Below are 24046 nucleotides of genomic sequence, written 5' to 3'. Positions count from 1 at the left end.
AGCTGATTTGGATACTTACAAAACCATAGCAACCTCGGTAGAAGAGGTGATTTTTAAGGAGAAAAGCAGTAAGTTTTTAGGCTATGCTTTCCCGATTACTTCTGAAGAGGAGATAAAGGTGCATCTCGAAGCTGTGAAGAAAGCACATTTCTCGGCACGGCATTGGTGTTATGCGTGGCAATTGGGATATGGCACTACCCAGCGTTATCGCACTAACGACGACGGTGAACCTAACAATACAGCAGGGATTCCTATTTATGGGCAAATACAGTCGTTTGAGCTCACTAACGTACTGGTGGTAGTAGTGCGCTATTTCGGAGGGATTAAATTAGGGGTAGGCGGATTGGTGCAGGCTTACAAAACTACTGCTCAGCTCACCTTGCAAGAAGTAGAAATTGTAGAAAAGCTCATTACCGAGGAACTTATCATCAGTTTTGAATATCCACTGATGAACAAAGTAATGCGGGTAGTAAAAGAGCAGAACCTCACCATCACTCATCAACTGCTCACTGAAAACTGTGTGCTACATTTAGCCATACGACAAAGTGATTTTATAAAAGTAAAAGAGATTTTTAGTAATCTCTTTGGGGTACATATAATAGAAGAAGATTAGGGTGTTTCTTTTCTTGGGTGCTTACTTTCATTGATTGTCTATTTGTATCTATTTTTTAAAAATGCAACCGAAAGCTTTTTACTACTGCCTTTTGCTGTTGGTATTCCAAAAAGGCACATCATTTAGCACAGTCATATCTACTGTTTTACAAGCGATAAGTAAGAAACATAAAATAAAGGGTAAGAGGAGTTTCATTGTTAAGAGCTAGAAGTTAAAAACTTTGCCAAAGTTTTTCTGCCTGCACGGCTCGCTCCCTTGGCAAAGTTGAATATTATAGAGAGCTACACTTTCTTCACTATAAAGTAGTTTTTCTTTCCACGTTGTAATAAGATAAATTTCCCATCTACAAGGTCTTTTTTCCCTATCTGGTAGTCTTCACCTACTTTCTCTTTATTTACGGAAATAGAGTTCTCTTTCAAGGCACGACGTGCTTCGGAATTAGAACTGATAAAACCTGTTTTTGCTGAAAGAATGGCAATCATATCAAGTCCACCAGCAATATCGGCGGCACTTACTTCGGCTTGAGGTACGCCGTCAAACACTTCTAAGAAAGTTTTCTCGTCTAAAGTGCGTAAATCGGCAGAAGTAGAGTTACCAAAGAGGATTTGTGATGCTTTTTTGGCTTTCTCAAGCTCTTCGCGTCCGTGTACTAATAAGGTGAGTTCTTCTGCCAATTTGTTTTGCAATATGCGCAAGTGAGGCGCCTCGGTGTGCTGAGCGATGAGACTGTTGATTTCCTCTTTGCTGAGCATTGTAAAGATTTTTATATAACGTTCTGCATCGGCATCGGAAGTATTAATCCAATATTGGAAGAACTTGTAAGGCGAGGTTTTCTCAGGATCAAGCCACACATTACCACCTTCACTTTTACCAAATTTAGTGCCATCGGCTTTGGTAATCAGCGGGCAAGTAAGGGCATACGCCTTTCCGCCTGCAATACGGCGAATAAGTTCAGTACCCGTAGTGATATTTCCCCATTGGTCAGAGCCTCCTATTTGTAAAGTGAGGTTTTTCTCGCGATAGAGATGCAAAAAGTCGTAACCTTGCAAAAGTTGGTATGAGAACTCAGTAAACGACATTCCATCAGTATTTTCATTAGGGTCGAAGCGTTTTTTTACCGAATCCTTAGCCATCATATAGTTTACGGTGATGTGCTTACCAATATCGCGAATGAATGAAAGGAATGAGAACTCTTTCATCCAATCGTAGTTATTCACGAGTTCAGCGCGATTAGGCGCAGTGCTTTCAAAATCAAGAAATTTTGCTAATTGTTTTTTGATACCCGCTATATTGTGTGCTAATACTTCTTCGGTGAGCAAATTGCGTTCTACTGATTTACCTGAAGGATCGCCTATCATACCTGTTGCTCCTCCTACGAGTGCATAAGGTTTATGTCCGCAATTTTGGAAGTGGCGCAATATCATTACGCCCACTAAATGACCGATATGCAGTGAGTCGGCTGTAGGGTCAAATCCCACATAAGCGGCGCGTAAGCCTTTCATAAGGTGTTGTTCCGTTTCAGGCATTATATCCTGAATCATACCGCGCCAACGCAATTCTTCTATAAAATTCTTCATTAGTTTTGTTCGTTTATAATCTATTTGGGTGCAAAGGTACGAAAAAAGTAAAAACACTCTTTTCTTCTTGCTAAAGTTCTAAATAAATAAGTATAAATATCTGTTTGTAGTTGATTTATTATTCGCTTTTTCTTCGGTTTAGATTCGTCATTTGTTCGCCTTTCCTTCGTTCATTGTTCGTCTTTCCTTCGTTCATTGTTCGTCTTTTGTTCGTCTTTTGTTCGTCTTTTGTTCGTCTTTTGTTCGTCTTTCCTTCGTTCTTTGTTCGTCTTTCCTTCGTTCTTTGTTCGTCTTTTGTTCGTTCTTTGTTCGTCTTTTGTTCGTCTTTTGTTCGTTCTTTGTTCGTCTTTTGTTCGTCTTTTGTTCGTTCTTTGTTCGTCTTTTGTTTATCTGCCCGTGCGGCTCGCATCTGCCCGTGCGGCTCGCACCTGCCTGTGCGACTCGCATCTATACCCTAAACTTATTGCTCAAACGATTGCATTTCCACTAACTTTTTATACATACCGTTCTTTTGTATCAGCTCAGTATGGGTACCCTGCTCTACTATTTGCCCTTTTTGCATTACTACTATTTGGTCAGCATTTTGGATTGTTGAAAGCCGGTGCGCAATCACTACCGAAGTGCGATTCTTCATCATATTTTCTAAGGCATTCTGTACCAAACGCTCGCTTTCAGTATCAAGTGCCGAAGTTGCCTCATCGAGTACCATTATAGGTGGGTTTTTCAGTACTGCACGAGCAATACTAAGGCGTTGTTTTTGCCCGCCACTCAGTTTACTACCTGCATCGCCTATGTTGGTATCGAAACCCTTGGGAAGGTCTTTTATAAATTCGTAAGCATTAGCTATCTTAGCCGCTGTCACTAGTTCTTCATCAGTTGCATCGGGCTTTCCTATCAGCAGATTGTTCTTTACCGTATCATTAAAAAGAATAGAATCCTGCGATACCACCCCTATGAGCTTTCGCAAGGAGGCAGTTTGCATATCTTTTACATTCACCCCATCAATAAGTACCTCTCCCTGATTTACATCGTAAAAACGAGTGATAAGGTTCGCAATAGTGCTCTTGCCACTCCCCGATTGTCCTACTAAGGCAATTGTCTTTCCTTTAGGTATTTCCAAAGAAAAATGACTGAGTACGGGCAGTTCAGCATACGCAAAAGTAATATCTTTCAGAGCTACAGCAGTGGTAAAATCAGAAATTACAACAGGATTTTCACACTCTTTAATAGGATTCTCGTAATCAAGAATTTCCAAAATACGTTCGGCTGCTGCATTCCCTTTTCGCATATCGTATGATGCCTTACTGATAGCCTTTGCGGGGGTGAGAATATTGTACGCCAATCCCATAAAGGCAATGAATTGAGTGCCCTCTAATGTTTTATCTACCAACACTAACGAGCCCCCAAACCACAGCAAAATAGCAATCATTAGAATACCGAGAAACTCACTCATTGGCGACCCTAAGTTCTGACGGTTCATTACCTTATTGCTCAATCGGTTAAAAGTATTACTAGATTCCTTAAATTTCTTAGAGAAAATACCCTCAGCATTAAATGCCTTTATAACGCGCAATCCCCCTATAGTCTCTTCTATAAGCGAAAGAAATCGCCCTTGCTCTTGTTGTAAAGCTATTGAATTCTTTTTTAGTGATTTGCCTATCCTCGAAATTACTGCCGCTGCAATAGGAATAAATACAAAGGTAAATACTGTGAGTTTCACGCTAATACCTAGCATCACCAAAATGGAAAAGAGAATAGTAAGAGGTTCTCTCACAAAAGCCTCCAATCCCGAGAGCAATGAGTATTGTACTTCGTTTACATCACCTACCATACGCGACATAATATCGCCTTTGCGTTGTTCTGAGAAAAATGCTATCGGTTGGCTTACAACTTTTTTGTAAAGAGCATCACGCAAATCGCGTAATACACCATTGCGAAGGTAAGTGATGAAAAAAGAAGCTAAATAGCTAAACATATTCTTCAGCAAGAAGAGTGAAATTACCAAAGCAATCACTATTCCAAGAGCCCAAATAGTATTTTCTCCCGCAAGAATTCCTACTTTGTAGTTTAAGTAGGCTTTACCATAACTCCCTAAATCCAACAGATTACCCGAATATACAGGAGCTTCAGCTACTGTTTGCGCTTTGCCAAAAAGTACATCAAGCATCGGGATAAGTGCCACAAACGAAAGAGCACTAAAGAGTGAATAAAGAATATTGAAAAATATGTTCAGTATTGCCTGTTTCTTATAAGGCAATATATAAGGGATAAATCTCTTGAGTTTCATCTTATTTCTTGTATTTCTTAACCGTTTCGTCCCTTCTTAGCTTTTGATTATCGGTATACACAAACTTAGGAACGAAATAGATTTGGCGAGGCACTTCGTATTTCAGCATATCTTTATCCATATAAATATCGTGTGCCAAAGTAGGATAATCCTTCTCCTCACCCTGTACGTAAAGCACTGCACGTTGCCCTAACTCATCATCAGGTTCTTTAGTAATAAAGTAATCACCTTTGATGTACTTCTTAATCTTGTGCTCTACACTTTCTGGAAAGACTTTAAAGCCTCCCGAATTGATAATATTGTCAAAACGCCCTAACCACTCGAATTCGCTATGCGATATGAGATTTACAATATCATTAGTAATCACAGGGTGGTCAGCAATCAAAGGTGCATTTATTACCAAACAATTGCGGTCGTCTTGGGTAAACGTAACATTAGGCATTGCTTTATAGGTAGTTTCGTGCTCCATCGTGTGATTTACCCTGCGCATCGCAATATGCGAAATGGTTTCAGTCATTCCGTAAGACGAATACACTTCTGTGGAAATATTCTGTAATTTAGCCTCTAATTCTCCATCAATAGAAGCTCCTCCTAATATTACCTTCTTCACACGAGGCAAATCAGTAAGAGATTTCGCCGCTTGCAAAGGTATCATTGCACAAAAATCATAATCCTTGCTGGTAAGCGATAAAGGCATAGACGAAGGGCGAATAATATCAAGGTGTAAACCTAAAATAATGGCGCGAATAAGCATCATCTTACCTGCAATAAAGTCAGCTGGCAAACACAACAAAGCACGATTCTTAGGTGAAAGATTAAGGTATTCACCCGTAGCCAAAGCCGAATTAACCATACCTTGTTTCTTAAGGTGAATTTGCTTAGGAATGCCAGTAGAACCAGAGGTTGTCGCTTCTATATAATCCCTGTCGTCAAGCCAATCCAGAAGAAACCTCCCCACCGATTTACGGTAAGGCAAACCATCTTTCACGTAGGCTACCGCCAAGATAATAAGTCGTTCTCTATCTATAGGAAATCCATTGATTCTAAAATCTTTATGTACAAATTTGTAGTCTATTTCGTTCATCTTAAATGTAATATTGTTTTAATAGCAGTGGCAAAGCTACAATAATTAAACGAAATGAGCAAAATTAAATGTAAAATCTTATATTTTCATCGTTACAATTCGCCCTCATTGGGATTGTCGGCAATTACCCAACCATCGCTCTATTCTCATTTTACCTTTCCATTACTTTCGCCTCGAAACCCCGTTTTTAGCATTTTTAGTCTTGCTGTATTACAGTATGAATCAATTACTTATATACCCTTTCTATACCAATCGTCCAAGATTCGTATAAGCTTCCTATAAGCTCTCTATAAGCTAACCCCACCCTCCTTACACCCTTTTTTCACCAAAAACCCCTCCAACCATCTTTTGATATTCTTCGCTTCCCTTCGATAGTACTGAGTCTCTCAAAAAGAACTCTAATGTGTTCTTTTTGCGACACACACTTTGGCAAAGCTGATTCAATTGATAATCAATTTAAAGACAATACAAACTATTATTGAAAATAACCTATTCTATAAAACATACTTTACTCAGAAAATATTTCTATAGTTATAGTCTTTTACAACCCAATTATTCATCTAAAAATAATAATGATTATGAGCCTTTTATAAAAAAACAGAAAAAATATTTTGTCTTTTCCCCTTCTATATCAAAAATATTTTCTAATTTTACCCCCAATAAATTTATAAAAGTATGTATGCATTAGACCGTATTGATTTAGCACTTTTAGATGAATTACAACAAGATAGCAAACAATCTATTAAAAAATTATCCGAGAAAGTAAGCCTATCAATCACTCCAGTTCACGAACGTATCAAACGATTAGAATCACTAGGAATAATTCAAAGATATGTAGCGGTAGCCAATCCTAAAGCTCTCGGAAAAAAATTGGTAGCTTATTGTCAAGTAAAACTTCTTAAGCATAGTGCCGAATTATTTAATGAGTTCGAAAAATATATAAGCACTTTAGATGAAGTGTTAGAAGCCTCGTATATGGCAGGAGGCTACGACTTCCTGCTAAAAGTTATGCTCAACGATATGGAAGATTATCAGAGATTTGTAGTACACAAAATATCTAAATTGGAAATTATCTCTAACATTCAAAGCTCTTTCGTAATACAAGAAATCAAGAACACCTCTATGATAAAATGTCTACGTGAGGAAGCTGAAAAAACTAATTAAAAATGCACATAGCAATTGCAGGAAATATAGGAGCTGGAAAAACTACCCTTACCTCTCTATTAGCCAAACACTACCAATGGGAAGCCCATTTCGAAGATGTGGTAGATAACCCTTATTTAGATGATTTTTATCACCAAATGGAGCGCTGGAGTTTTAATTTACAAATATACTTTCTAAACAGTCGCTTCCGACAGATTTTGGATTTTAGAGAGAAAGGAAATAACATCATTCAAGACCGCACTATTTACGAAGATGCTCACATCTTTGCCCCTAACTTACACGAAATGGGACTGATGAGCTCTCGTGATTTCGATAATTACAAGTCACTATTCGCTCTGATGGAGCGCCTTGTTCTCCCACCAGACCTACTGATTTACCTCAGAAGCTCAGTACCCAACTTAGTAAACCAAATACAAAAGCGCGGTCGAGATTACGAAAATACAATCTCGATAGACTATCTTAACCGCCTCAACCAGCGATACGAACAGTGGATAAAAAGTTATGACAAGGGGAAACTACTCATTATAGAAGTAGATAATATTGATTTCGTAAACAACCCTGAAGATTTAGGTGAAATCATCAATAAAATAGATGCTCTCCTCTACGGATTGTTCTAAAATAAAAAGACACCCACAATAGTGAGTGTCTTTTTTATTTTATCTTTTATTCGTTATTAAAAGAATTTGTTTACGTGGAAAGCAACCAAACCATCGATTGGTTTTCTTAGCACTGTACCCAATTTAAGATTGTTTTCTGTCAATATTTCTTCCAAAATATCTTGGAGGAAGAAAGCAATACTACCTACAAAGTTGATAGGCACTTCGTAACGGTCTTCATACTGAGAAATCCAGTGGTCTACAAATAGTTGCATACCTTTTCTCACCATCTCACGGCAATATTCGTGATTCTTATTTTCTACTACGAATTTCGCAAAAGTAGCCAAGTAACTGTTAGGGTTTGGCATCTTGTACAAATGATTTTTAATCACATCTGAGCCCAATTCATATTGGTTTTCAAATTTTTGTACAAGGTCTGATGGCATTTTCTTGAAGTAATAGTCAATAATTAATCGTTTACCATAAAAGTTCCCACTTGATTCGTCCATCAAAATATAGCCTAATGAATCTACTGCTTGGTATAATTCTTTACCATTCCAATAAGAGCAGTTAGCACCTGTACCTAAGATACATACGATAGCTTTATCGGTGGGAGCTGTAGTGGCAAACACAGCTGCATAAGTATCTTCTTTCACATCTATTTTAGCGTTTTTGAAGATAGTTGCCAAACTGCGTTCTACAAAGTAACGAATGCGTTCAGTACCACAACCAGCACCATAGAAATAAATTTCTGATACTGAATTTCTGTTCTCAAACAATTGATAATTGGTGGTAATACGCTCTACGAGAATTTCTTCTGTAAGAACTTCAGGATTTAACCCTAAAGTTTGAGTAAAAAATATTTTTTCACCTTTGCTATTTAAGGCTGTCCAATCCGCCTTAGTAGCTCCACTGTCTACAATTAAAATCATATCGTTTCGGTTTTATTAAGTTGTTTACTATTAAAAAAGGTGAGTATGCCTCCATAGGCAACTCACCTTTTTTCTTTATGAATTACAATTTAGCAATGTGCTGTGCCAAATCTACCAATTTGTTTGAATAACCAGTTTCGTTATCGTACCAAGAAACTACTTTGAAGAAGTTAGCACTCAAACCGATACCAGCTTTAGCATCAAAAATAGAAGTGTTTTTGCAACCTACGAAATCTTGAGAAACTACAAGGTCTTCAGTGTATCCAAGAATACCTTTCAATTCACCTTCTGATGCTTTTTTCATAGCAGCGTTGATTTCCTCTAAAGTAGTTGATTTTTTAGTGCGGAAAGTCAAATCTACTACTGAAACATCGGCAGTAGGTACGCGGAATGCCATACCTGTAAGTTTACCATTCAATTCAGGGATTACTTTACCTACAGCTTTAGCAGCACCGGTAGTAGAAGGAATGGTGTTGCAAAGTGCTGAACGTCCACCTCTCCAATCCTTTTTAGAAGGACCGTCTACAGTTAATTGTGTAGCGGTTGTAGCGTGAACTGTAGTCATCAAAGCCTCTTCGATACCGAAGTTATCATTCAATACTTTAGCGATAGGCGCCAAGCAGTTAGTTGTACAAGAAGCGTTAGACACGATAGTATCAGTAGATTTTACTGATTTGTGGTTCACACCCATTACAAACATAGGAGCATCAGCTGATGGAGCAGAAATAACTACTTTTTTAGCCCCTGCATTGATGTGAGCTTGTGCTTTTTCTAAGGTAGTGAAGATACCAGTACATTCAGCAACTACATCGGCGTGTACTTCGTTCCATTTAAGGTTGTTAGGGTCTTTTTCAGCGGTGATACGCACTTTTTTGCCATCTACTACTAAGTGACCATTTTCTACTTTCACATCACCTTTAAAGGTTCCGTGAACTGAATCGTATTTCAAAAGATAAGCGATGTAATCTACATCCAAAAGGTCGTTAATACCAACGATTTCTACGTCGGCTCTTTCATAAGCAGCACGGAATACGAGACGTCCAATACGTCCGAAACCGTTAATTCCAATTTTTACTGACATAATTCTCTTTTAATTTAATTTATTCGTTATTTAATTTTAAGTTTGTTACGTTACTAAGTTGCCATTATTTCGGCTACACGGAGGAGTTCCGTATCTATTTTAGAACTACCTTTGATAGCTTTTTCAAGCGGAGTGAGTTCCATTTTATTATTGCGGATTCCTACCATATAGTTAGATTTCCCTTCAAGGAGTGATTCTACTGCTTTTACCCCCATACGGCTTGCCAATACGCGGTCGAAGCAAGAAGGAGCACCTCCACGTTGCATATGCCCTAATACTGATACACGCACATCGTAATCGGGGTGGTGTTGCTCTACATATTCTTTAAGTTCGAATACGTTTTTACCTATTTTATCGCCTTCAGCAACCACTACCAAGCTAGAAGTTTTACCAGTCCTACGACTTTTTTCCAAAGATTCAAGTAGCTTTTTAAGTCCTATATTCTCTTCTGGAATCAAGATTTCTTCAGCACCTGCCCCTACTCCAGAGTTCAAGGCGATGTGTCCTGCATCACGCCCCATTACTTCTATGAAAAACAAGCGGTTGTGAGAGCTTGCAGTATCTCTAATCTTGTCGATAGCCTCAATTACAGTGTTGAGAGCGGTATCATATCCCAAAGTAAAATCAGTACCATAGATATCGTTATCGATAGTACCAGGGATTCCCATTACGGGGAAACCAAATTCTTTGTTGAACAAGAGTGCTCCAGTGAAAGAGCCATCACCTCCTATTACTACAAGAGAATCTACTCCTGCAGCTTTTAATTTTTCATAAGCTGCCTTGCGCCCTTCAGGAGTTTTAAAATCTTTAGAGCGGGCTGATTTCAAGATAGTACCTCCTCTATTGATAATATCTCGAACGCTACGTGCGTTCATTTCTTCAAAATCGCCTTCTATCATTCCCTGATAGCCACGATATACACCTACCACTTTGATGTTGTGGTATGCACAAGTACGTACCACTGAACGAATGGCGGCGTTCATACCAGGAGCGTCTCCTCCTGATGTTAATACTGCTATTTTTTTTACTGACATTGTCTGTTTTTAATTTTCCGCCTCAAAAGTACAAAATATTTTTGATATAGCAATAATTTTATGTGTTTTTTTAACACTAAAAAATATAACTGTTTAGTTTATTAGGAATTAGAAAATTTTAATGTTTGTTGTATTCCTTTAGAGCTTCACCTAATATGTGAATAGCTTTTACTATCTTCTCCTTCTCGAGTACATAAGCTATACGCACTTGGTTGCGCCCTAAACCTTCGGTAGCATAAAAACCTTCGGCAGGAGCCAACATTACCGTTTCGTTATTTACTGAAAAATGGCCTAAAAGCCATATACAGAAGTCTTCTGCATTTTCTACAGGCAATTCGGCTATACAATAGAAAGCCCCCTTAGGCATCGATACACGTACACCTTCTACTTTTCGGAGTTCTTCAATGAGCACGTTCCTACGCTGAGTATATTCCTTTAATACCTCTTCAAAATAAGTTTCGGGTACATCAAAAGCGCGTTCGGCTCCTATTTGTGAATAAGTAGGGGGAGACAAGCGGGCTTGAGCGAATTTCAAAACAGACATCATCACGTCCTTATTCTTAGAGACTACCCACCCGATGCGTGCTCCACACATACTAAAACGTTTAGATACCGAATCTATCATTATAGCATTTTGTTCAATGCCTTCTACTTGCATAATGGAATAATGGGTAGCACCATCATATACGAACTCTCGGTATACCTCATCGAAAATAAGGAAAATATCGTATTTTTTAGCTATTGCTGCCAATTGCAAAATTTCTTCTTTAGAATACAGATAGCCTGTAGGATTCCCGGGGTTACAAATGAGAAAAGCTTTAGTTTTAGGAGTTATCTTTTTCTCAAACTCTTCTATAGGAGGTAAGGCAAAGTTATCATCAAAAGAAGACGTAATGGGCACACACACTGCATCAAAGGCTTCTGAAAAGCTAATATAGTTCGCATAGTAAGGTTCTGGAATGATAATTTCATCATCAGCATTGGCAACAGTAGCAATTACATAGGTAAGAGCTTCAGAACCTCCACAAGTGATGATAATATCACTACTTTCTACCTTAATATCGTGTTTTTTGTAGTATTCCACCACCTTTTCTCTAAGAGAATCGATTCCCTCACTTTTTGTATATTCCAATACCTTAGGGGTAAAATCTTTTACGGCTTGTACGGCTATTTCAGGGGTTTTAATGTCAGGCTGACCAATATTGAGGTGATAAATAGTCTTACCTTCCTTAGCTGCTTTTCAGCGTAAGGGGTCAGTTTTCTAATGGGTGACTGAGGCAATATTTGCGCTCTATGTGATATTGTAGGCATTTTTTTAATGATTAATGGTTAATTATTAATGGTTAATGAAAAATTAGCAAATTAGCCAATTTGTCAATTAACACATTGGCTAATTGATAAATTGGCTAATTATATTATTTTTTTGCTACTAATTCAGCAATGCGAATAATCACTTCGGTAGCTTTTTCGAGGTTTTCTACGGGTACAAATTCGTATTTGCCGTGGAAATTATGTCCGCCTGCAAAGATATTGGGACAAGGCAAGCCCATAAAGCTAAGTTGAGAACCATCGGTACCACCGCGGATAGGTTTGGTAATAGGGGTAATACCCAATTCTTTCATCGCGCGTTCGGCTACTTCTACAATATGCATCACAGGTTTGATTTTTTCACCCATATTGTAGTATTGGTCTTTTATTTCGGCTACTGCCACATTAGGGATTTGCTTGTTAAGGTCGTCTACAATTTGCTGTACTACGGCTTTGCGTTTGTTGAAAAGGTCGCGGTCGTGGTCGCGGATGATAAGCTGTACTACTGTATTTTCTACATCTCCAGAAATATCGGTAATATGGTAGAATCCTTCGCGACCTTCGGTGCGAGCTGGAATCTCATCGGCTGGTAGTGCATTGATAAACTGAGTAGCTACGAGCATTGAGTTTATCATTTTGTTTTTGGCAGTACCAGGATGCACGTTCTTTCCTTTGAAGTGAATTTTAGCTCCTGCTGCATTGAAACTCTCGTATTCAAGTTCGCCTATTTGTCCGCCGTCCATTGTATAAGCCCAGTCGGCAACGAATTTTTTCACATCGAATTTATGTGCTCCACGTCCTATTTCCTCATCAGGGGTAAAGCCTACGCGTATTTTGCCGTGTTTGATTTCGGGGTGTTGCACAAGGTATTCCATAGCGGTTACGATTTCGGCAATCCCCGCCTTATCGTCAGCTCCTAAAAGGGTAGTACCATCGGTTGTGATAATGGTATTGCCTTTATAGAGCAACAAATCCTCAAAATAAGAAGGTGATAACACTATGTTTTGTTCTTTGTTGAGGACAATATCTCCCCCATCATAATTTTCTATAAACTGTGGATTTACGTTTTCACCAGAGAAGTCAGGTGATGTATCGAAGTGAGAAATAAAACCAATGGTAGGCACTGGGTAATCTACATTCGATGGCAACGTAGCCATCACGTAGGCGTTTTCATCTACAGTTACGTCTTGCAAACCAATGGCTTTCAATTCTTCTACCAATAGGTTTGCCATATTCCATTGTTTTTCGGTGCTAGGAGTTGTTTCGCTCTCAGGATTGGACTGAGAGTCTATTTTTATATACTTAATAAAACGGTCTACTAAATTTTCATTATATTATAGTTTTTAGTTATTTCTTTTTATTGTTAATTGGCTAATCTTCTAATATTTTCTTGCGTCTCAATTCAAAGTTTCTTCCAAGGTATACTTTTCTTACCATCTCATCAGCTGCCAATTCTTCAGGCACTCCTGATTTGAGGATTCCTCCCTCGAACATCAAATAAGTGCGGTCGGTAATGGCTAGTGTTTCCTGCACATTGTGGTCGGTGATGAGAATACCTATATTCTTGTCTTTGAGCTGTGCTACAATGCGTTGGATATCTTCCACTGCTATAGGGTCTACCCCTGCAAAAGGCTCGTCGAGCAAGATAAACTTCGGACTGGTAGCCAAAGCACGTGCAATTTCTGTACGACGACGTTCTCCCCCTGAAAGCAAGTCTCCACGATTTTTACGAATATGTCCTAAGCCAAACTCTTCTATCAGCTCATCGGTTTTGCGTTGTTGTTCTGCCTTAGAGAGTTTGGTGAGTTGTAGGACACTTTTGATGTTGTCCTCAATACTCAGCTTTCTAAATACCGAAGCCTCTTGTGCCAAATACCCAATACCGCTTTGAGCACGCTTGTACATCGGATAACTGGTGATTTCGGTATTATCCAAAAAAATAGTACCACCGTTGGGCTTGATGAGTCCCACTATCATATAAAAGGAAGTCGTTTTTCCTGCTCCGTTAGGCCCCAAGAGTCCTACAATTTCGCCTTGGTTTACTTCCAGCGAAACGCCTTTTACTACTTTTCTTCCTTTGTATATTTTGATGATGTTATTTACTACTAATTTCATATAATCTTAAAACGAAAAGCGATAAGGCATTTCGTTGAGTTCTGTTTCTAAATCTACCCAATCGTGCACTTCAGTTACGATACTGTACACCATCTCTTCGGTAAGCACTTTCCCTTCGTAAAGGTCGGTAATGGTTTGTTCGCTCATTACTTCTTGCAAGAAGCCTTCGTCGCCCAAGTATTCCACTGCCCATTCTTTGTATTTCATAGGGTCAGTAGAAATATACTCAAACTTATCGATGTGTTCTTCCACAGGGAAGTTCTCTACACATTGCCACGTTTCGCCATCTAAAGAGTATATCACGAAAGGAATATCACTTTCTGAAAAGTTTTTACGATAGTACGGCAAGAACACCTTCGGGATACGCTTCTCGAAGTCGTGATTATCGCCTCCTTTGCTATCTTCGGCGCTCGAAGAGGGAACGATTAAGCAGGCTTTATCAATAAAATAAAACGACAGCGACGAACCGTCTTCATCTTCAAAGCCGTGCCCCCATTGGGCTTCATAGCCTTCATATTCTTCTTCATTTACTTTGTAGTAGGTGTGATAAACTTCAAACTCGTGACCACAAATAATCCAATCTAATACGGCTTCGCCTTTGCAAAGCTGTTTCAACGTTTTCACGTTGGGTAGGTGCTGTAAGTAGGTATTACAATCCATTAAAAATATTAAATTACCTTGTTTTGTTCTTTTTTTAAAACGTAAGCTGAAATAAAAATACTTATTTCGTATAAGAGCATTATCGGTATCGACACGATAATTTGGCTTACTACATCAGGAGGGGTTATAATTGCTGCAATGATAAGCACTACAATAACTGCGTGCCGGCGATATTTTCGCATAAAAGCAGGTGTTATCACTCCTAATTTGGTAAGAAAATAAACAACAATAGGTAGCTCAAAAATAATGCCACACGAAATGACTGACGAGCGTACTACCGAAATATAAGAGTTTAAATCTATTTGGTTTCTCACTTCGGGACTTACTGAATAAGACCCTAAGAAATTCACTGATAGTGGGGTAATGAGATAATAGCCAAACAAAACTCCTATAAAAAACAGCAAAGAAGCAATAAGAATAAAGCCACGAGCCAGCTTGCGCTCGTTTTCATAGAGTGCTGGACTGATGAATTTCCACACTTCATAAAGCACATAAGGAAATGCGAGAATCACTCCTGCCCAAATAGACGTCCAGATATGAGCTGAAAACTGCCCTGCCATTGTACGGCTTTGAATTGTAAAAGGCAATTGTTCAGCACAAAAAGCACTTTCAAATCCAAAAAGATGACCTATCTTACAGAACATTCTGTAAGTAAAGAAATCGCCATTCTTAGGAGCAAAAATGATTTGGAAAATAAAATCCTTACACACAAAAGCTACCACACCCACTGCTAAAACAGCTATAGTAGCACGTATCAAGTGCCAGCGCAAGGCTTCCAAATGGTCTAAAAAGGACATTTCATCTTGTGATGATTCCATCGTTGCTTTGTTGTTTTTATCTTTTATAACAAATTTGATGGTGCAAAGATAATAAATAATTCATAATTCACAATTAGCAACTAACTTTTTTAACTTACCACCAGTAATATCAAAAATACCAATAATCATCTTTGCCAGAGGTCGTAGCACGATGGACAGGTGAATAAAGTAGTTGTACTTTTTAGACTTTCCGGAGGAGTATCGTCTTGCAATACTTCAATCACATTGTTAGCCCCATCAGTTCCTGTTGAAGATGCGGATATGGGTATCGTCTACAGTCTAGGAAACATTGCAACAAAAAAGCTCTTACTAAGTCCTAAAAACTTAGTAAGAGCCTATGTTTATACTTTATATAAGTAGCCTATAATTTACTAATATGCAAACAAAGGTCTGTCTTCCATAAACATATTTACTTCTTCTGCTATTTCTTCAAGCACTTCATCATTATCTCGATTAGTAATTGCACGGTCTATAAAGTCGGCAATGCGTTCCATATCAGCTTCTTTGAGTCCACGAGTAGTGATTGCTGATACTCCCACCCTAATACCACTGGTTACAAAAGGCGAGCGAGTATCAAAAGGCACCATATTCTTGTTCACAGTAATATCTGCTTTACCAAGGGCTTCTTCTGCTTCTTTACCACTTACATCTTTATTGCGCAAATCAATAAGCATTAGGTGATTGTCAGTTCCTTTTGAGATGATATCATAGCCTTTTGCTAAAAGAACAGATGCTAATTTACGCGCATTCTTTTGCACTTGTATAGCGTAATAGAGAAAATCATCGGAGAGTGCTTCACCAAAGGCAACCGCTTTTGCTGCGATGATATGTTCCAAAGGACCTCCTTGGTTACCTGGGAATACCGCACTGTCTATAAGTGACGACATCATTCGCACTTCTCCCTTAGGAGTTTTTATACCAAAAGGGTTCTCAAAATCTTTACCCATCAAGATAAGTCCTCCTCGAGGCCCTCGCAGTGTTTTATGAGTAGTAGTAGTTACAATATGGCAATACGGGATAGGGTCGTTCAAGAGTCCTTTGGCAATGAGCCCCGCAGGGTGTGCAATATCAGCAAAGAGAATAGCACCTACCTTATCGGCTATTTCCCTAAAGCATTTAAAATCGATATCACGAGAATACGCCGAAGCTCCTGCTACTATCATTTTAGGGCGCTCTCGTTCCGCTATTTCTAATATATTGTTGTAATTGAGCCTTCCTGTTTCCTTTTCTACCCCATAAAATACAGGTTCGTACAATCTACCTGAGAAATTCACAGGAGATCCGTGTGTAAGGTGTCCGCCGTGTGAAAGGTCGAAACCGAGAATTTTATCACCTGGTTTAAGACAAGTAGCATAAACTGCCGCATTAGCTTGCGAACCGCTATGAGGTTGTACATTGGCATATTTAGCACCAAAAAGCGCTTTAGCGCGGTTAATAGCTATTTGCTCTATTTCATCAATTACTTCACAACCGCCGTAGTAACGCTTGCCTGGATAACCTTCAGCATATTTGTTAGTCAGTACCGAACCTGCTGCTTCCATCACTTGGTCACTCACAAAATTCTCTGAAGCGATGAGCTCAATCCCCAACTCTTGGCGCTCTCTTTCGTCTTCAATTAGTTCAAAAATATCAATGTCTCTTTGCATATTAAAATTATTTAATGTTTAATACTCTTCTCATTGCTTCTATTTCTGGGCAAATATATGCTTTTTTTCAGTATCACACAAACATCTGTAAAGAAATATTTGTTAGCCCAATACCACGTCCATTGCCATCATCACTACAAAACCTATTAGAAATCCTATGGTAGAAACATCGGTGTTCTCATTTTGCTGGGCTTCAGGTATTACCTCTTCTATGACCACATAAATCATAGCTCCTGCCGCAAAAGCAAGAGCATAAGGAAGTATGGGAGTAAAAAAGAGTACTGCAAAAGCACCCAATACCCCTGCTATGGGTTCTACAATAGCCGAAAGTTGCCCATAAAAAAAGCTCTTACATCTGCTCACCCCCATACGTCTGAGTGGCATCGCTACGGCTATTCCTTCAGGAAAGTTCTGTAGCCCAATACCGATGGCAAGAGTTACCGCTCCCGCAATAGAGGCTTCGGGAATACCAGCGGCTACTCCTCCAAATAGTACCCCTACGGCCAATCCTTCGGGAATGTTGTGCAAGGTGATAGCTAAAATAAGCAAAGTAGTTTTTTGCCAATCGGTTTTAATACCTTCTGTTTGTTTGAAGTTGGCGTGAAAGTGTGGTAATAACTTATCTAATACATAAAGAAAAAGTGCCCCCATAAATATCCCTACCGTAGCAGGTAGAACCTTTATAAAGCCTTCACCTTCTGTCATATTAATTGAGGGTATTATCAAACTCCACACACTGGCTGCCAGCATCACCCCTCCTGTAAAGCCTAACATACCATCTAACACGGTCTTGTTTTCTTTCTTAAAAAAGAATACCACTGCAGCCCCCAAAGCTGTTACACTCCACGTAAAAATGGTAGCGTATAAGGCAGCAAGTATAGGGTTTATGGTCTCTAAATAAGTAATAATATCTCGTATCATTTTATGACTTATCTGAAAATATTTTGGTATAATAACATATCTTTATAAACTCCTTGACTGTAAAGCCAGTCTTTTTGTACACCACTGCAACTAAATCCTACTCCCTCAAAAAGGCGTATACTCACCTCATTATCCGCAGGGATATAAGCAATCAGTTGGTGTAAGTCTAAGTATTGTTGCGTATGAGCTATCAACTGTCGCAAGGCTTCTTTGGCATAACCTTTCCCTCGATAGACGGGCAAAAGAGCTATTCCCACAGCTGCTTTGCGGTGCTTCGGACTAAAATCGTATAAATCTACACAGCCCATAGGCGTTCCCTCTTCAAACGCTATCACATAGCGATACTGCTTAGCTTCGTAAATATCCTGTTGGGCATTCCGTATATAATCTTGTAGCAAATGCTTAGCAAAAGGCAATTGGGTGTCACTCACCTCCCATAAGGCTTCTTCGTTTTCTAACTGATACAAGAAATCTATATCCTCAGGTTCTAACGCTCTTAACTTTATCATTCTTTACTTCTTAACTCTTCTACCGTTCCTTCAAACACGAATTGAGCACTACCACTCAAATAGATATTCTCATACCCCTCTCCTACTCTATCGAAAGCCACTTGCAAGTCACCTCCTCGAGTGTGCAGGGTAATCTGTTGTGCATCGGTTTCTCCTATGTGATAAAGAGCAATCGCTACAGCTGTAACCCCTGTACCGCAAGAGTATGTTTCATCTTCCACTCCGCGCTCATAGGTGCGCACTTTAAAGCCTTTCTCTCCTTTGCTCACAAAATTCACGTTACTACCGCCTTGAGTAGCATAAAGTTCTCCATAACGTATAGTAGCTCCTTCGCTTTTCACGTCTACGGTACCTACCTCTTCCACCCATTGCACGTGGTGAGGCGACCCTGTATTTAAGAATACGTAGCCTTTGTGTTCCTCTACCTCAGTTACATTTTTCATTTGCAAGCGCACGTAGCTATTGCCTTCAATCGTAGCACAATGCTCCCCATCTACAGCTATAAATACCGTTTCGTGTTCTATAATACCCAATTGTTTCGCAAAAGCCACCACACAGCGCCCCCCATTGCCACACATCGTACTTTCACGCCCGTCAGAATTGTAATACACCATACGGAAATCATACTGCGGGTCGTTCTCAAGCAATATTAATCCATCGGCTCCAATGCCAAAACGCCTATGACACAATTGTGCCACAAGCGTTTCGTTATTTTTAGGAAATACCCCTTTGCGATTGTCTATCATCACAAAATCGTTCCCTGTTCCTTGATATTTGTAGAATTTCATCATTAAAAAAGGTCAAAAATTAGTAGCGTTAAGTACGCAAAAGGCGAGGCAAAAATAAGACTATCCAGGCGGTCGAGTAAACCTCCGTGTCCTGGCAGTATCGTCCCGCTGTCCTTTACCTTAGCAGTTCGTTTAAAGCTAGACTCTACCAGGTCACCTACCGCACCGGTAACCACCAAAATCACTGCCAATATAAGCCATTGCCATAGTGGTCTGCCACTGTAATACGAAATAGCCGTAGCGATAAGCATCGCCCCTATGAGTCCGCCCACAAAACCCTCAATAGTTTTCTTAGGCGAAATGCGCTCAAAGAGCTTGTGTTTGCCAAAGGCTTTGCCTGTAAGGTACGCAAAACTATCACTCGCCCATATAATACACAACAGTCCTATCATCGTAATTTGCGACTCGTTGTTGAATATATTCTGATAAAAATAATTAGGGTTCGGGTTATTCTCATATTTGTAAATCAGAGGCATAAATATACAACCTCCTCCTATATACAGTAAACTAATAAGCAGTTTAGTATTGTTACTTTGCTTGCGGATAGGCGTTTTTTCGTTGAAAAGCATCATCGTAAGGTATATATTGGCAAGCAAAGTAGCCAAAAGCAGTATATAAACTGAGAAAGGATAAGTTTTTAAGTGAATAAACAGCCACCAAACCAACAAAAAAAGTAAAAATATATGCAATTCCTTTAATCTGATAAGCCTTTTAAACTCAAATAAACAAATAATACCAAAGGATAAAAACAAGAAGTCAAAAGCATCAGCGTTGAGCATAATCGCCGATAGCAATAGAAAAACATAAATAAAGCCTGTAATGGTTCTTTTGAAGAGTTCGTTCATAAATTATTATTTATCAATAGGTAAATCTTCTAAGAGTATCAGGTACGTCCTCTTAGAACTCGTGCCGTAATGGTTGATACTATTCTTCTCAGGGTCATCGGTGAAACTTTGTAGCGTAATGAGCCCCGTAGGAAATTGTTGCGGATATTTATTCTTTATGCCTCTCATTCCTTCAGGGATATCTCTCACCATCTGACTCGTTTTGGCAAAGACAATAAATATTTCAGGTAATTCATTGATATTCTTATGCCTCAACTGATGCGAAGAGAGCATAATCCCGCCCAAAGTAGTGATAAGGTACTCGCAATCCGTCAAATACACGTTCGAAGTTTCGATATCAGCAGTAAACAGTGGCGTGTGCTCTTCAAACATTGTTTTAATAGTGTGAGAAGCATTACTACTCATCTTCACATATACACCCAACTCTTTCAGTATGTGCCGAAAAACCTCTTGCACCTGTATTTCGGTAGTGCAATAAATAAACTTTCCGCCATTTTTAGTAAAGTTCATCGCAAATTGCTCATCAGCAGGAAGCTGTTCATTTAACTTGCGTACTTCATCTTCACTTTTTATATCATTCCCTTTAAATAATCTTCTAAATAAATTCATTGACAATCCGTTTTTTACAATTGGCAATCTAACTAATACTTAATCTTCTTATCCATTGAAAATCAACAAAAGAAGTATTTTATTCCATTCATATCTGCCCAGCAGATAATACAATGAGCCCTATTTTTTTGCAAATATATACAAAATAAATGAATCTATATACTTTTTCTATAAAATTTGTCATTTGCTTTTATTTTCCTACCTTTGTGCCCTTACTGAATATATGATATTTATTTTTTTGCGTTTTTTTCGCCAAAAACGCAATTTTAACATTTTTTTCTCAATAAACTAAATACAGCTTTTTTCCGTTTGATTTTCAGCTTAATACCCTCTTTCCTTCGCCTTAGCTTCGTCTTAGCTTCGTCTTAGGTTCGTCTTACCTTCGTCTTAGGTTCGAGTAAAGTAGAGGTAAAGTAAAAGATAAGAACTAAAAATATTTATTGATTATCAACCTTTTGTATTTTTGAGATAAAAAACAGAACCTTGTCTTTTTTTGAAGAATATTTGCGAAAAAGCAATTTTTAACATTTTTTTTGCAGTCAATATGGCTATTAATATTAGTATCATAGGAGGAGGCAATGTGGCTTATCACCTCACCAAAGCCCTCTATCAGCTCCCTGAGGTGCACCTTCGGCAGTTGTATAACCGTAGTGAATTCAGCCCTGAGTTTAATGATTTTCAGGTAGATAAAATTCACAGCCTTACCGACTTGCGCCCCACCGATATATGTATTATAGCCGTGAAAGACGAAGCTATTAGTGAAGTTTCAGCCTTCCTTCCTTTCGAGGGGCAATTGGTAGTGCACACCTCTGGCAATACCCCTATGGAGGCACTCTCACCCAAAAACCGACGTGGCGTGTTTTACCCTTTACAATCCTTTTCAAAAAGCACTCAGGTCGATTTTTCAAACATTCCTTTTTGTTTAGAGGCTGAATATACTGAGGATATGGAAAGATTTCTATACCCATTAGCTCAAAAGCTTTCCACAAAAGTGTATCTGCTCAGTAGTTACCAACGCAGTATAATGCACCTATCGGCTGTTTTCGTTAATAATTTCACCAATCATTTGGTGGCTATCAGTCAAAGAATATGCGAGGCACACGCCATTCCTTTTGAAATATTAGAACCTTTGCTAAAAAATACTTTCGAAAAACTCCAAACAATGCCCGCCCTCGAAGCACAAACAGGACCTGCACGACGTGGCGACACTCAAACTATTGCTAACCATTTGGCTTTGCTTGCAGGTTATGAACGAGAAATATACAATATAATTACAAAATCAATAATAAACACCTATGGAAAGAAAGAACTATAAAGAACGTTTAAAGAACATCACAACTTTTATTTTTGATGTTGATGGCGTATTTACCAATACTCAAGTGTTTGTAAATAACGATGGCGATCTATTGCGCAGTATGAATATGAAGGACGGATTTGCGGTAAAAACAGCTATCGCCAAAGGTTACAACATATGTATCATTACAGGAGGAGGTAACGTAGGCGTACAAAAACGCTTCGAAAATCTCGGTGTAAAAGATATCTTTATGCTCCGTCACCAAAAGCTCGAAACCTTTCTGAAATACCAAAAGGAGAAACATCTTAAAAGAGAACAAATACTTTATATGGGCGACGATATGCCCGATATCCCCCCAATGAAGCGAGCAGGATTGGCTATTTGCCCCGTAGATGCCGTGCCCGAAGTAAGAGCCGTATCCGATTATATTTCGCATCTTGAAGGCGGACAGGGAGCTGTGCGCGATATTATAGAACAAGTGCTTAAAGTGCGTGGCGATTGGACTTTTGAAGATAAATAATCCCACTTCACTTATTATATAAAGGGCTGTCTACCTTGCGGTAGACAGCCCTTATAATTAGATGATAGAATTAATATTTTCTTAATTCTAATTCTTTTTTAGCAATCGGCGGGCAGCTTCTGAGGCTGCTATCAATCCACCTGCCGACATAATAATATCTTTCAATACTAAACGTCCCGCTCCCGATAGATAAGGGAATCCATAAGCAGGCGTAGGCATATCTCCACCTAAGTTAGGCACATACACCTCAGGAGTCGTGATGAGGAAAGAGAGGGTAACTATACTCATACCGAAAGTAAGTAAGCCTCCTATCACCCCTATTTTAGGCGACCAAATACCGAGTAAAGTAAGGAATCCTATCAAACAAATAAAAGCTCCTAAACCATATGAGAACACATAAGTACCGTTCTCTTTATGCCATTCAATATTAGCTTTTACCATCTTCCCTTCAGGATTCTTGTGTAGCTTGTATTGGGCTACTTCTTTACCTTTGTTTGCTTCACCTGTCACGCCGTTCTCATCAATGGCAGTTTTGCCTGAATTGTTGTAAAAGAAACTCATAAACGGGCTATTCGTTACAAAGGGAACAATACCATCGGCTTCGTACTGGCACACTTTAAGCCCACCAATCCAAGCCATTACAATAAAGATAGCGACCCTGATAAAGTTTACAAAGCAACGTTCGCTATCGGCTAAAAATGATAATAATTTTTGCATAGTGATTTAATATTTAAAATTAACTTTTTATTTGCGGGGGCAAAGATACGGCATTATTTTGTATCTCGAATGGATAAAAAAGGTTATTTCATAGACTTTTCCGTTTTAGGCTGGGCAACGATAGAGATTCCCACCTTTTTTCGGAAGTGTTTGGGTGAGAGACCTACATTTTTTTTAAAGAACCTACTGAAATAAAACTCATCTTCAAAGTTGAGTTCAAAGGCTACTTCTTTAATGGATTTATAGGTGAGATGAAGCAGTTTTTTAGCTTCGAGTACTACACGTTCTTGTATGAGTTTATTGGGTGTTTTTCCTAAAAGTGTTTTTATTTTCTTGCTAAAACTATCGGGAGTAAGACATAATGCTGATGCATAAAAGGACACATTGCGTTCTGTAATAAAATGGTCTTCTAAGAGTTTTTGGAAGTCGTTAGCTAAATGATGTTCAGTTTTAAGAGAGGTATGCTCTAACAATAGGCTTTTTTCTTTACTTGCTAAAGCCAAAATAAGTTGCAAGTATGATTTGAGTACAGATTCTGAATAAAGGGAAGGCATTTTGCTTTCGTCTTCTATACGTTCAAAAAGAGTTATTATTTCATCAAAACGTTTATCAGTAACCTTGATATGAGGATGCAAGAAGATAGCGTTAAATAGGAGTCCGTTACAGGCTACTTCTTTTTTGTGGTACTCAATACAATAGAAATCACCGTGAAATTCCAACAGTAGGCTATCATTGGCAGTGCCTTCTACCCATTGAAAATATTGATAAGGTGATAGAAAAAGTAGTGTATTACCTTCATAAGGATAGGGCACCGTATCTACGGCAATAGTTCCTTCTCCTCGAAATATAAATACACAATAATTCTCCACACGTACAGGTGTGGAGAATTGTTGTAATGTAATATGTTTAACAGCTATATCCACTATTC

General features: G+C 38.7%; 24 protein-coding genes and 1 pseudogene. 5 read left to right on the top strand and 20 right to left on the bottom strand.

Features of this window, described 5'->3' with window-relative positions; translation table 11 throughout:
- Positions 1-7: 7 nt before the first annotated feature.
- A complete protein-coding gene (locus AM608_RS00560) occupies positions 8-613 on the top strand; it encodes a YigZ family protein (protein WP_053580401.1) in 606 nt (201 codons plus the stop codon).
- A 281-nt stretch (positions 614-894) separates the two neighbouring features.
- Here the strand turns inward: AM608_RS00560 and tyrS are convergent, their stop codons facing one another.
- The 4 genes from tyrS to AM608_RS00540 form a co-directional block, all read right to left on the bottom strand.
- Positions 895-2190, bottom strand: a complete 1296-nt coding sequence (gene tyrS, locus AM608_RS00555; protein ID WP_053580400.1) for a tyrosine--tRNA ligase — start codon at positions 2188-2190, stop codon at positions 895-897.
- 118 nt (positions 2191-2308) lie between these two features.
- Positions 2309-2599, bottom strand: a complete 291-nt coding sequence (locus tag AM608_RS11940; protein ID WP_157466219.1) for a hypothetical protein — start codon at positions 2597-2599, stop codon at positions 2309-2311.
- Between the two features lie 51 nt (positions 2600-2650).
- Entirely contained in the window at positions 2651-4477 is a 1827-nt protein-coding gene (locus AM608_RS00545; protein WP_053580399.1) for an ABC transporter ATP-binding protein, read from the bottom strand.
- Between the two features lies 1 nt (position 4478).
- Entirely contained in the window at positions 4479-5561 is a 1083-nt protein-coding gene (locus AM608_RS00540) for an AMP-binding protein (RefSeq protein WP_053580398.1), read from the bottom strand.
- 675 nt (positions 5562-6236) lie between these two features.
- Here AM608_RS00540 and AM608_RS00535 point away from each other — a divergent pair.
- On the top strand, positions 6237-6725 hold the full coding sequence (locus tag AM608_RS00535) for an Lrp/AsnC family transcriptional regulator (RefSeq protein WP_002671239.1): 489 nt from the start codon (positions 6237-6239) through the stop codon (positions 6723-6725).
- A 2-nt stretch (positions 6726-6727) separates the two neighbouring features.
- Positions 6728-7342 carry a deoxynucleoside kinase gene (locus tag AM608_RS00530; RefSeq protein ID WP_002671237.1) on the top strand — a complete coding sequence of 205 codons (615 nt, stop codon included), beginning with the start codon at positions 6728-6730 and terminating at the stop codon, positions 7340-7342.
- 56 nt (positions 7343-7398) lie between these two features.
- On the opposite strand, the gene AM608_RS00525 is transcribed toward AM608_RS00530, so the two are convergent.
- The 14 genes and pseudogenes from AM608_RS00525 to AM608_RS00460 form a co-directional block, all read right to left on the bottom strand.
- A complete protein-coding gene (locus AM608_RS00525) occupies positions 7399-8253 on the bottom strand; it encodes a hypothetical protein (RefSeq protein ID WP_009419361.1) in 855 nt (284 codons plus the stop codon).
- 82 nt (positions 8254-8335) lie between these two features.
- Positions 8336-9334 (bottom strand): type I glyceraldehyde-3-phosphate dehydrogenase, encoded by a 999-nt coding sequence (gene gap, locus AM608_RS00520; protein ID WP_053580397.1) that lies wholly within the window; start codon positions 9332-9334, stop codon positions 8336-8338.
- 53 nt (positions 9335-9387) lie between these two features.
- Positions 9388-10368, bottom strand: coding sequence for a 6-phosphofructokinase (pfkA, locus tag AM608_RS00515; protein WP_053580396.1), 981 nt, complete (start codon positions 10366-10368; stop codon positions 9388-9390).
- Positions 10369-10486: 118 nt separating this feature from the next.
- A pseudogene (locus AM608_RS00510) lies at positions 10487-11679 on the bottom strand (pyridoxal phosphate-dependent aminotransferase).
- Positions 11680-11783: 104 nt separating this feature from the next.
- On the bottom strand, positions 11784-12983 hold the full coding sequence (gene pepT, locus AM608_RS00505; protein WP_053580395.1) for a peptidase T: 1200 nt from the start codon (positions 12981-12983) through the stop codon (positions 11784-11786).
- 64 nt (positions 12984-13047) lie between these two features.
- A complete protein-coding gene (gene lptB, locus AM608_RS00500; protein WP_009410048.1) occupies positions 13048-13791 on the bottom strand; it encodes an LPS export ABC transporter ATP-binding protein in 744 nt (247 codons plus the stop codon).
- A 6-nt stretch (positions 13792-13797) separates the two neighbouring features.
- Entirely contained in the window at positions 13798-14451 is a 654-nt protein-coding gene (locus AM608_RS00495) for a hypothetical protein (RefSeq protein ID WP_009410049.1), read from the bottom strand.
- An 8-nt stretch (positions 14452-14459) separates the two neighbouring features.
- The gene (gene tatC, locus AM608_RS00490; RefSeq protein WP_053580394.1) at positions 14460-15269 is read right to left on the bottom strand and encodes a twin-arginine translocase subunit TatC; all 810 of its coding nucleotides are present in this window, start codon (positions 15267-15269) and stop codon (positions 14460-14462) included.
- 371 nt (positions 15270-15640) lie between these two features.
- Complete coding sequence (gene glyA, locus AM608_RS00485) at positions 15641-16915, bottom strand: serine hydroxymethyltransferase (protein WP_009410053.1); 1275 nt, start codon at positions 16913-16915, stop codon at positions 15641-15643.
- A 102-nt stretch (positions 16916-17017) separates the two neighbouring features.
- Positions 17018-17836 (bottom strand): ZIP family metal transporter, encoded by an 819-nt coding sequence (locus AM608_RS00480; RefSeq protein ID WP_009417519.1) that lies wholly within the window; start codon positions 17834-17836, stop codon positions 17018-17020.
- A gap of 8 nt (positions 17837-17844) precedes the next feature.
- Positions 17845-18345 (bottom strand): GNAT family N-acetyltransferase, encoded by a 501-nt coding sequence (locus tag AM608_RS00475; RefSeq protein WP_053580393.1) that lies wholly within the window; start codon positions 18343-18345, stop codon positions 17845-17847.
- Positions 18342-19136, bottom strand: coding sequence for a diaminopimelate epimerase (gene dapF / locus AM608_RS00470; RefSeq protein WP_053580392.1), 795 nt, complete (start codon positions 19134-19136; stop codon positions 18342-18344). Before dapF ends, AM608_RS00475 begins: the two co-directional genes overlap by 4 nt.
- Positions 19136-19978 carry a phosphatidate cytidylyltransferase gene (locus AM608_RS00465; protein WP_009421954.1) on the bottom strand — a complete coding sequence of 281 codons (843 nt, stop codon included), beginning with the start codon at positions 19976-19978 and terminating at the stop codon, positions 19136-19138. The genes dapF and AM608_RS00465 overlap by 1 nt, the downstream gene beginning before the upstream one ends.
- Before the next feature lie 6 nt (positions 19979-19984).
- Positions 19985-20587 (bottom strand): LUD domain-containing protein, encoded by a 603-nt coding sequence (locus tag AM608_RS00460; RefSeq protein ID WP_002671206.1) that lies wholly within the window; start codon positions 20585-20587, stop codon positions 19985-19987.
- A 544-nt stretch (positions 20588-21131) separates the two neighbouring features.
- Between AM608_RS00460 and AM608_RS00455 the strand changes: the two genes are divergently transcribed.
- Positions 21132-21902, top strand: coding sequence for a Rossmann-like and DUF2520 domain-containing protein (locus AM608_RS00455; RefSeq protein WP_053580391.1), 771 nt, complete (start codon positions 21132-21134; stop codon positions 21900-21902).
- On the top strand, positions 21883-22401 hold the full coding sequence (locus tag AM608_RS00450; RefSeq protein WP_009421968.1) for an HAD family hydrolase: 519 nt from the start codon (positions 21883-21885) through the stop codon (positions 22399-22401). The genes AM608_RS00455 and AM608_RS00450 overlap by 20 nt, the downstream gene beginning before the upstream one ends.
- An 87-nt stretch (positions 22402-22488) precedes the next feature.
- On the opposite strand, the gene AM608_RS00445 is transcribed toward AM608_RS00450, so the two are convergent.
- Together AM608_RS00445 and AM608_RS00440 are read right to left on the bottom strand one after the other, a co-directional pair.
- A complete protein-coding gene (locus AM608_RS00445) occupies positions 22489-23118 on the bottom strand; it encodes a DUF417 family protein (RefSeq protein ID WP_002671199.1) in 630 nt (209 codons plus the stop codon).
- A gap of 83 nt (positions 23119-23201) precedes the next feature.
- Positions 23202-24041, bottom strand: a complete 840-nt coding sequence (locus tag AM608_RS00440; RefSeq protein WP_053580390.1) for an AraC family transcriptional regulator — start codon at positions 24039-24041, stop codon at positions 23202-23204.
- Between the last annotated feature and the right edge of the window lie 5 nt (positions 24042-24046).

Source organism: Capnocytophaga sp. oral taxon 323 (assembly GCF_001278825.1).
GTDB lineage: Bacteria > Bacteroidota > Bacteroidia > Flavobacteriales > Flavobacteriaceae > Capnocytophaga > Capnocytophaga ochracea.
The sequence above is the reverse complement of the archived record's forward strand: the minus strand, read 5'-3'. Positions and strand labels throughout refer to the sequence as shown.

Coding starts and splice junctions, on each gene's coding strand:
- tyrS (WP_053580400.1), bottom strand. CDS start 2,190: ATGAAGAATTTTATAGAAGAATTGCGTTGGCGCGGTATGATTCAGGAT.
- AM608_RS11940 (WP_157466219.1), bottom strand. CDS start 2,599: ATGCGAGCCGCACGGGCAGATAAACAAAAGACGAACAAAGAACGAACA.
- AM608_RS00545 (WP_053580399.1), bottom strand. CDS start 4,477: ATGAAACTCAAGAGATTTATCCCTTATATATTGCCTTATAAGAAACAG.
- AM608_RS00540 (WP_053580398.1), bottom strand. CDS start 5,561: ATGAACGAAATAGACTACAAATTTGTACATAAAGATTTTAGAATCAAT.
- AM608_RS00535 (WP_002671239.1), top strand. CDS start 6,237: ATGTATGCATTAGACCGTATTGATTTAGCACTTTTAGATGAATTACAA.
- AM608_RS00530 (WP_002671237.1), top strand. CDS start 6,728: ATGCACATAGCAATTGCAGGAAATATAGGAGCTGGAAAAACTACCCTT.
- AM608_RS00525 (WP_009419361.1), bottom strand. CDS start 8,253: ATGATTTTAATTGTAGACAGTGGAGCTACTAAGGCGGATTGGACAGCC.
- gap (WP_053580397.1), bottom strand. CDS start 9,334: ATGTCAGTAAAAATTGGAATTAACGGTTTCGGACGTATTGGACGTCTC.
- pfkA (WP_053580396.1), bottom strand. CDS start 10,368: ATGTCAGTAAAAAAAATAGCAGTATTAACATCAGGAGGAGACGCTCCT.
- lptB (WP_009410048.1), bottom strand. CDS start 13,791: ATGAAATTAGTAGTAAATAACATCATCAAAATATACAAAGGAAGAAAA.
- AM608_RS00495 (WP_009410049.1), bottom strand. CDS start 14,451: ATGGATTGTAATACCTACTTACAGCACCTACCCAACGTGAAAACGTTG.
- tatC (WP_053580394.1), bottom strand. CDS start 15,269: ATGGAATCATCACAAGATGAAATGTCCTTTTTAGACCATTTGGAAGCC.
- glyA (WP_009410053.1), bottom strand. CDS start 16,915: ATGCAAAGAGACATTGATATTTTTGAACTAATTGAAGACGAAAGAGAG.
- AM608_RS00480 (WP_009417519.1), bottom strand. CDS start 17,836: ATGATACGAGATATTATTACTTATTTAGAGACCATAAACCCTATACTT.
- AM608_RS00475 (WP_053580393.1), bottom strand. CDS start 18,345: ATGATAAAGTTAAGAGCGTTAGAACCTGAGGATATAGATTTCTTGTAT.
- dapF (WP_053580392.1), bottom strand. CDS start 19,136: ATGATGAAATTCTACAAATATCAAGGAACAGGGAACGATTTTGTGATG.
- AM608_RS00465 (WP_009421954.1), bottom strand. CDS start 19,978: ATGAACGAACTCTTCAAAAGAACCATTACAGGCTTTATTTATGTTTTT.
- AM608_RS00460 (WP_002671206.1), bottom strand. CDS start 20,587: ATGAATTTATTTAGAAGATTATTTAAAGGGAATGATATAAAAAGTGAA.
- AM608_RS00455 (WP_053580391.1), top strand. CDS start 21,132: ATGGCTATTAATATTAGTATCATAGGAGGAGGCAATGTGGCTTATCAC.
- AM608_RS00450 (WP_009421968.1), top strand. CDS start 21,883: ATGGAAAGAAAGAACTATAAAGAACGTTTAAAGAACATCACAACTTTT.
- AM608_RS00445 (WP_002671199.1), bottom strand. CDS start 23,118: ATGCAAAAATTATTATCATTTTTAGCCGATAGCGAACGTTGCTTTGTA.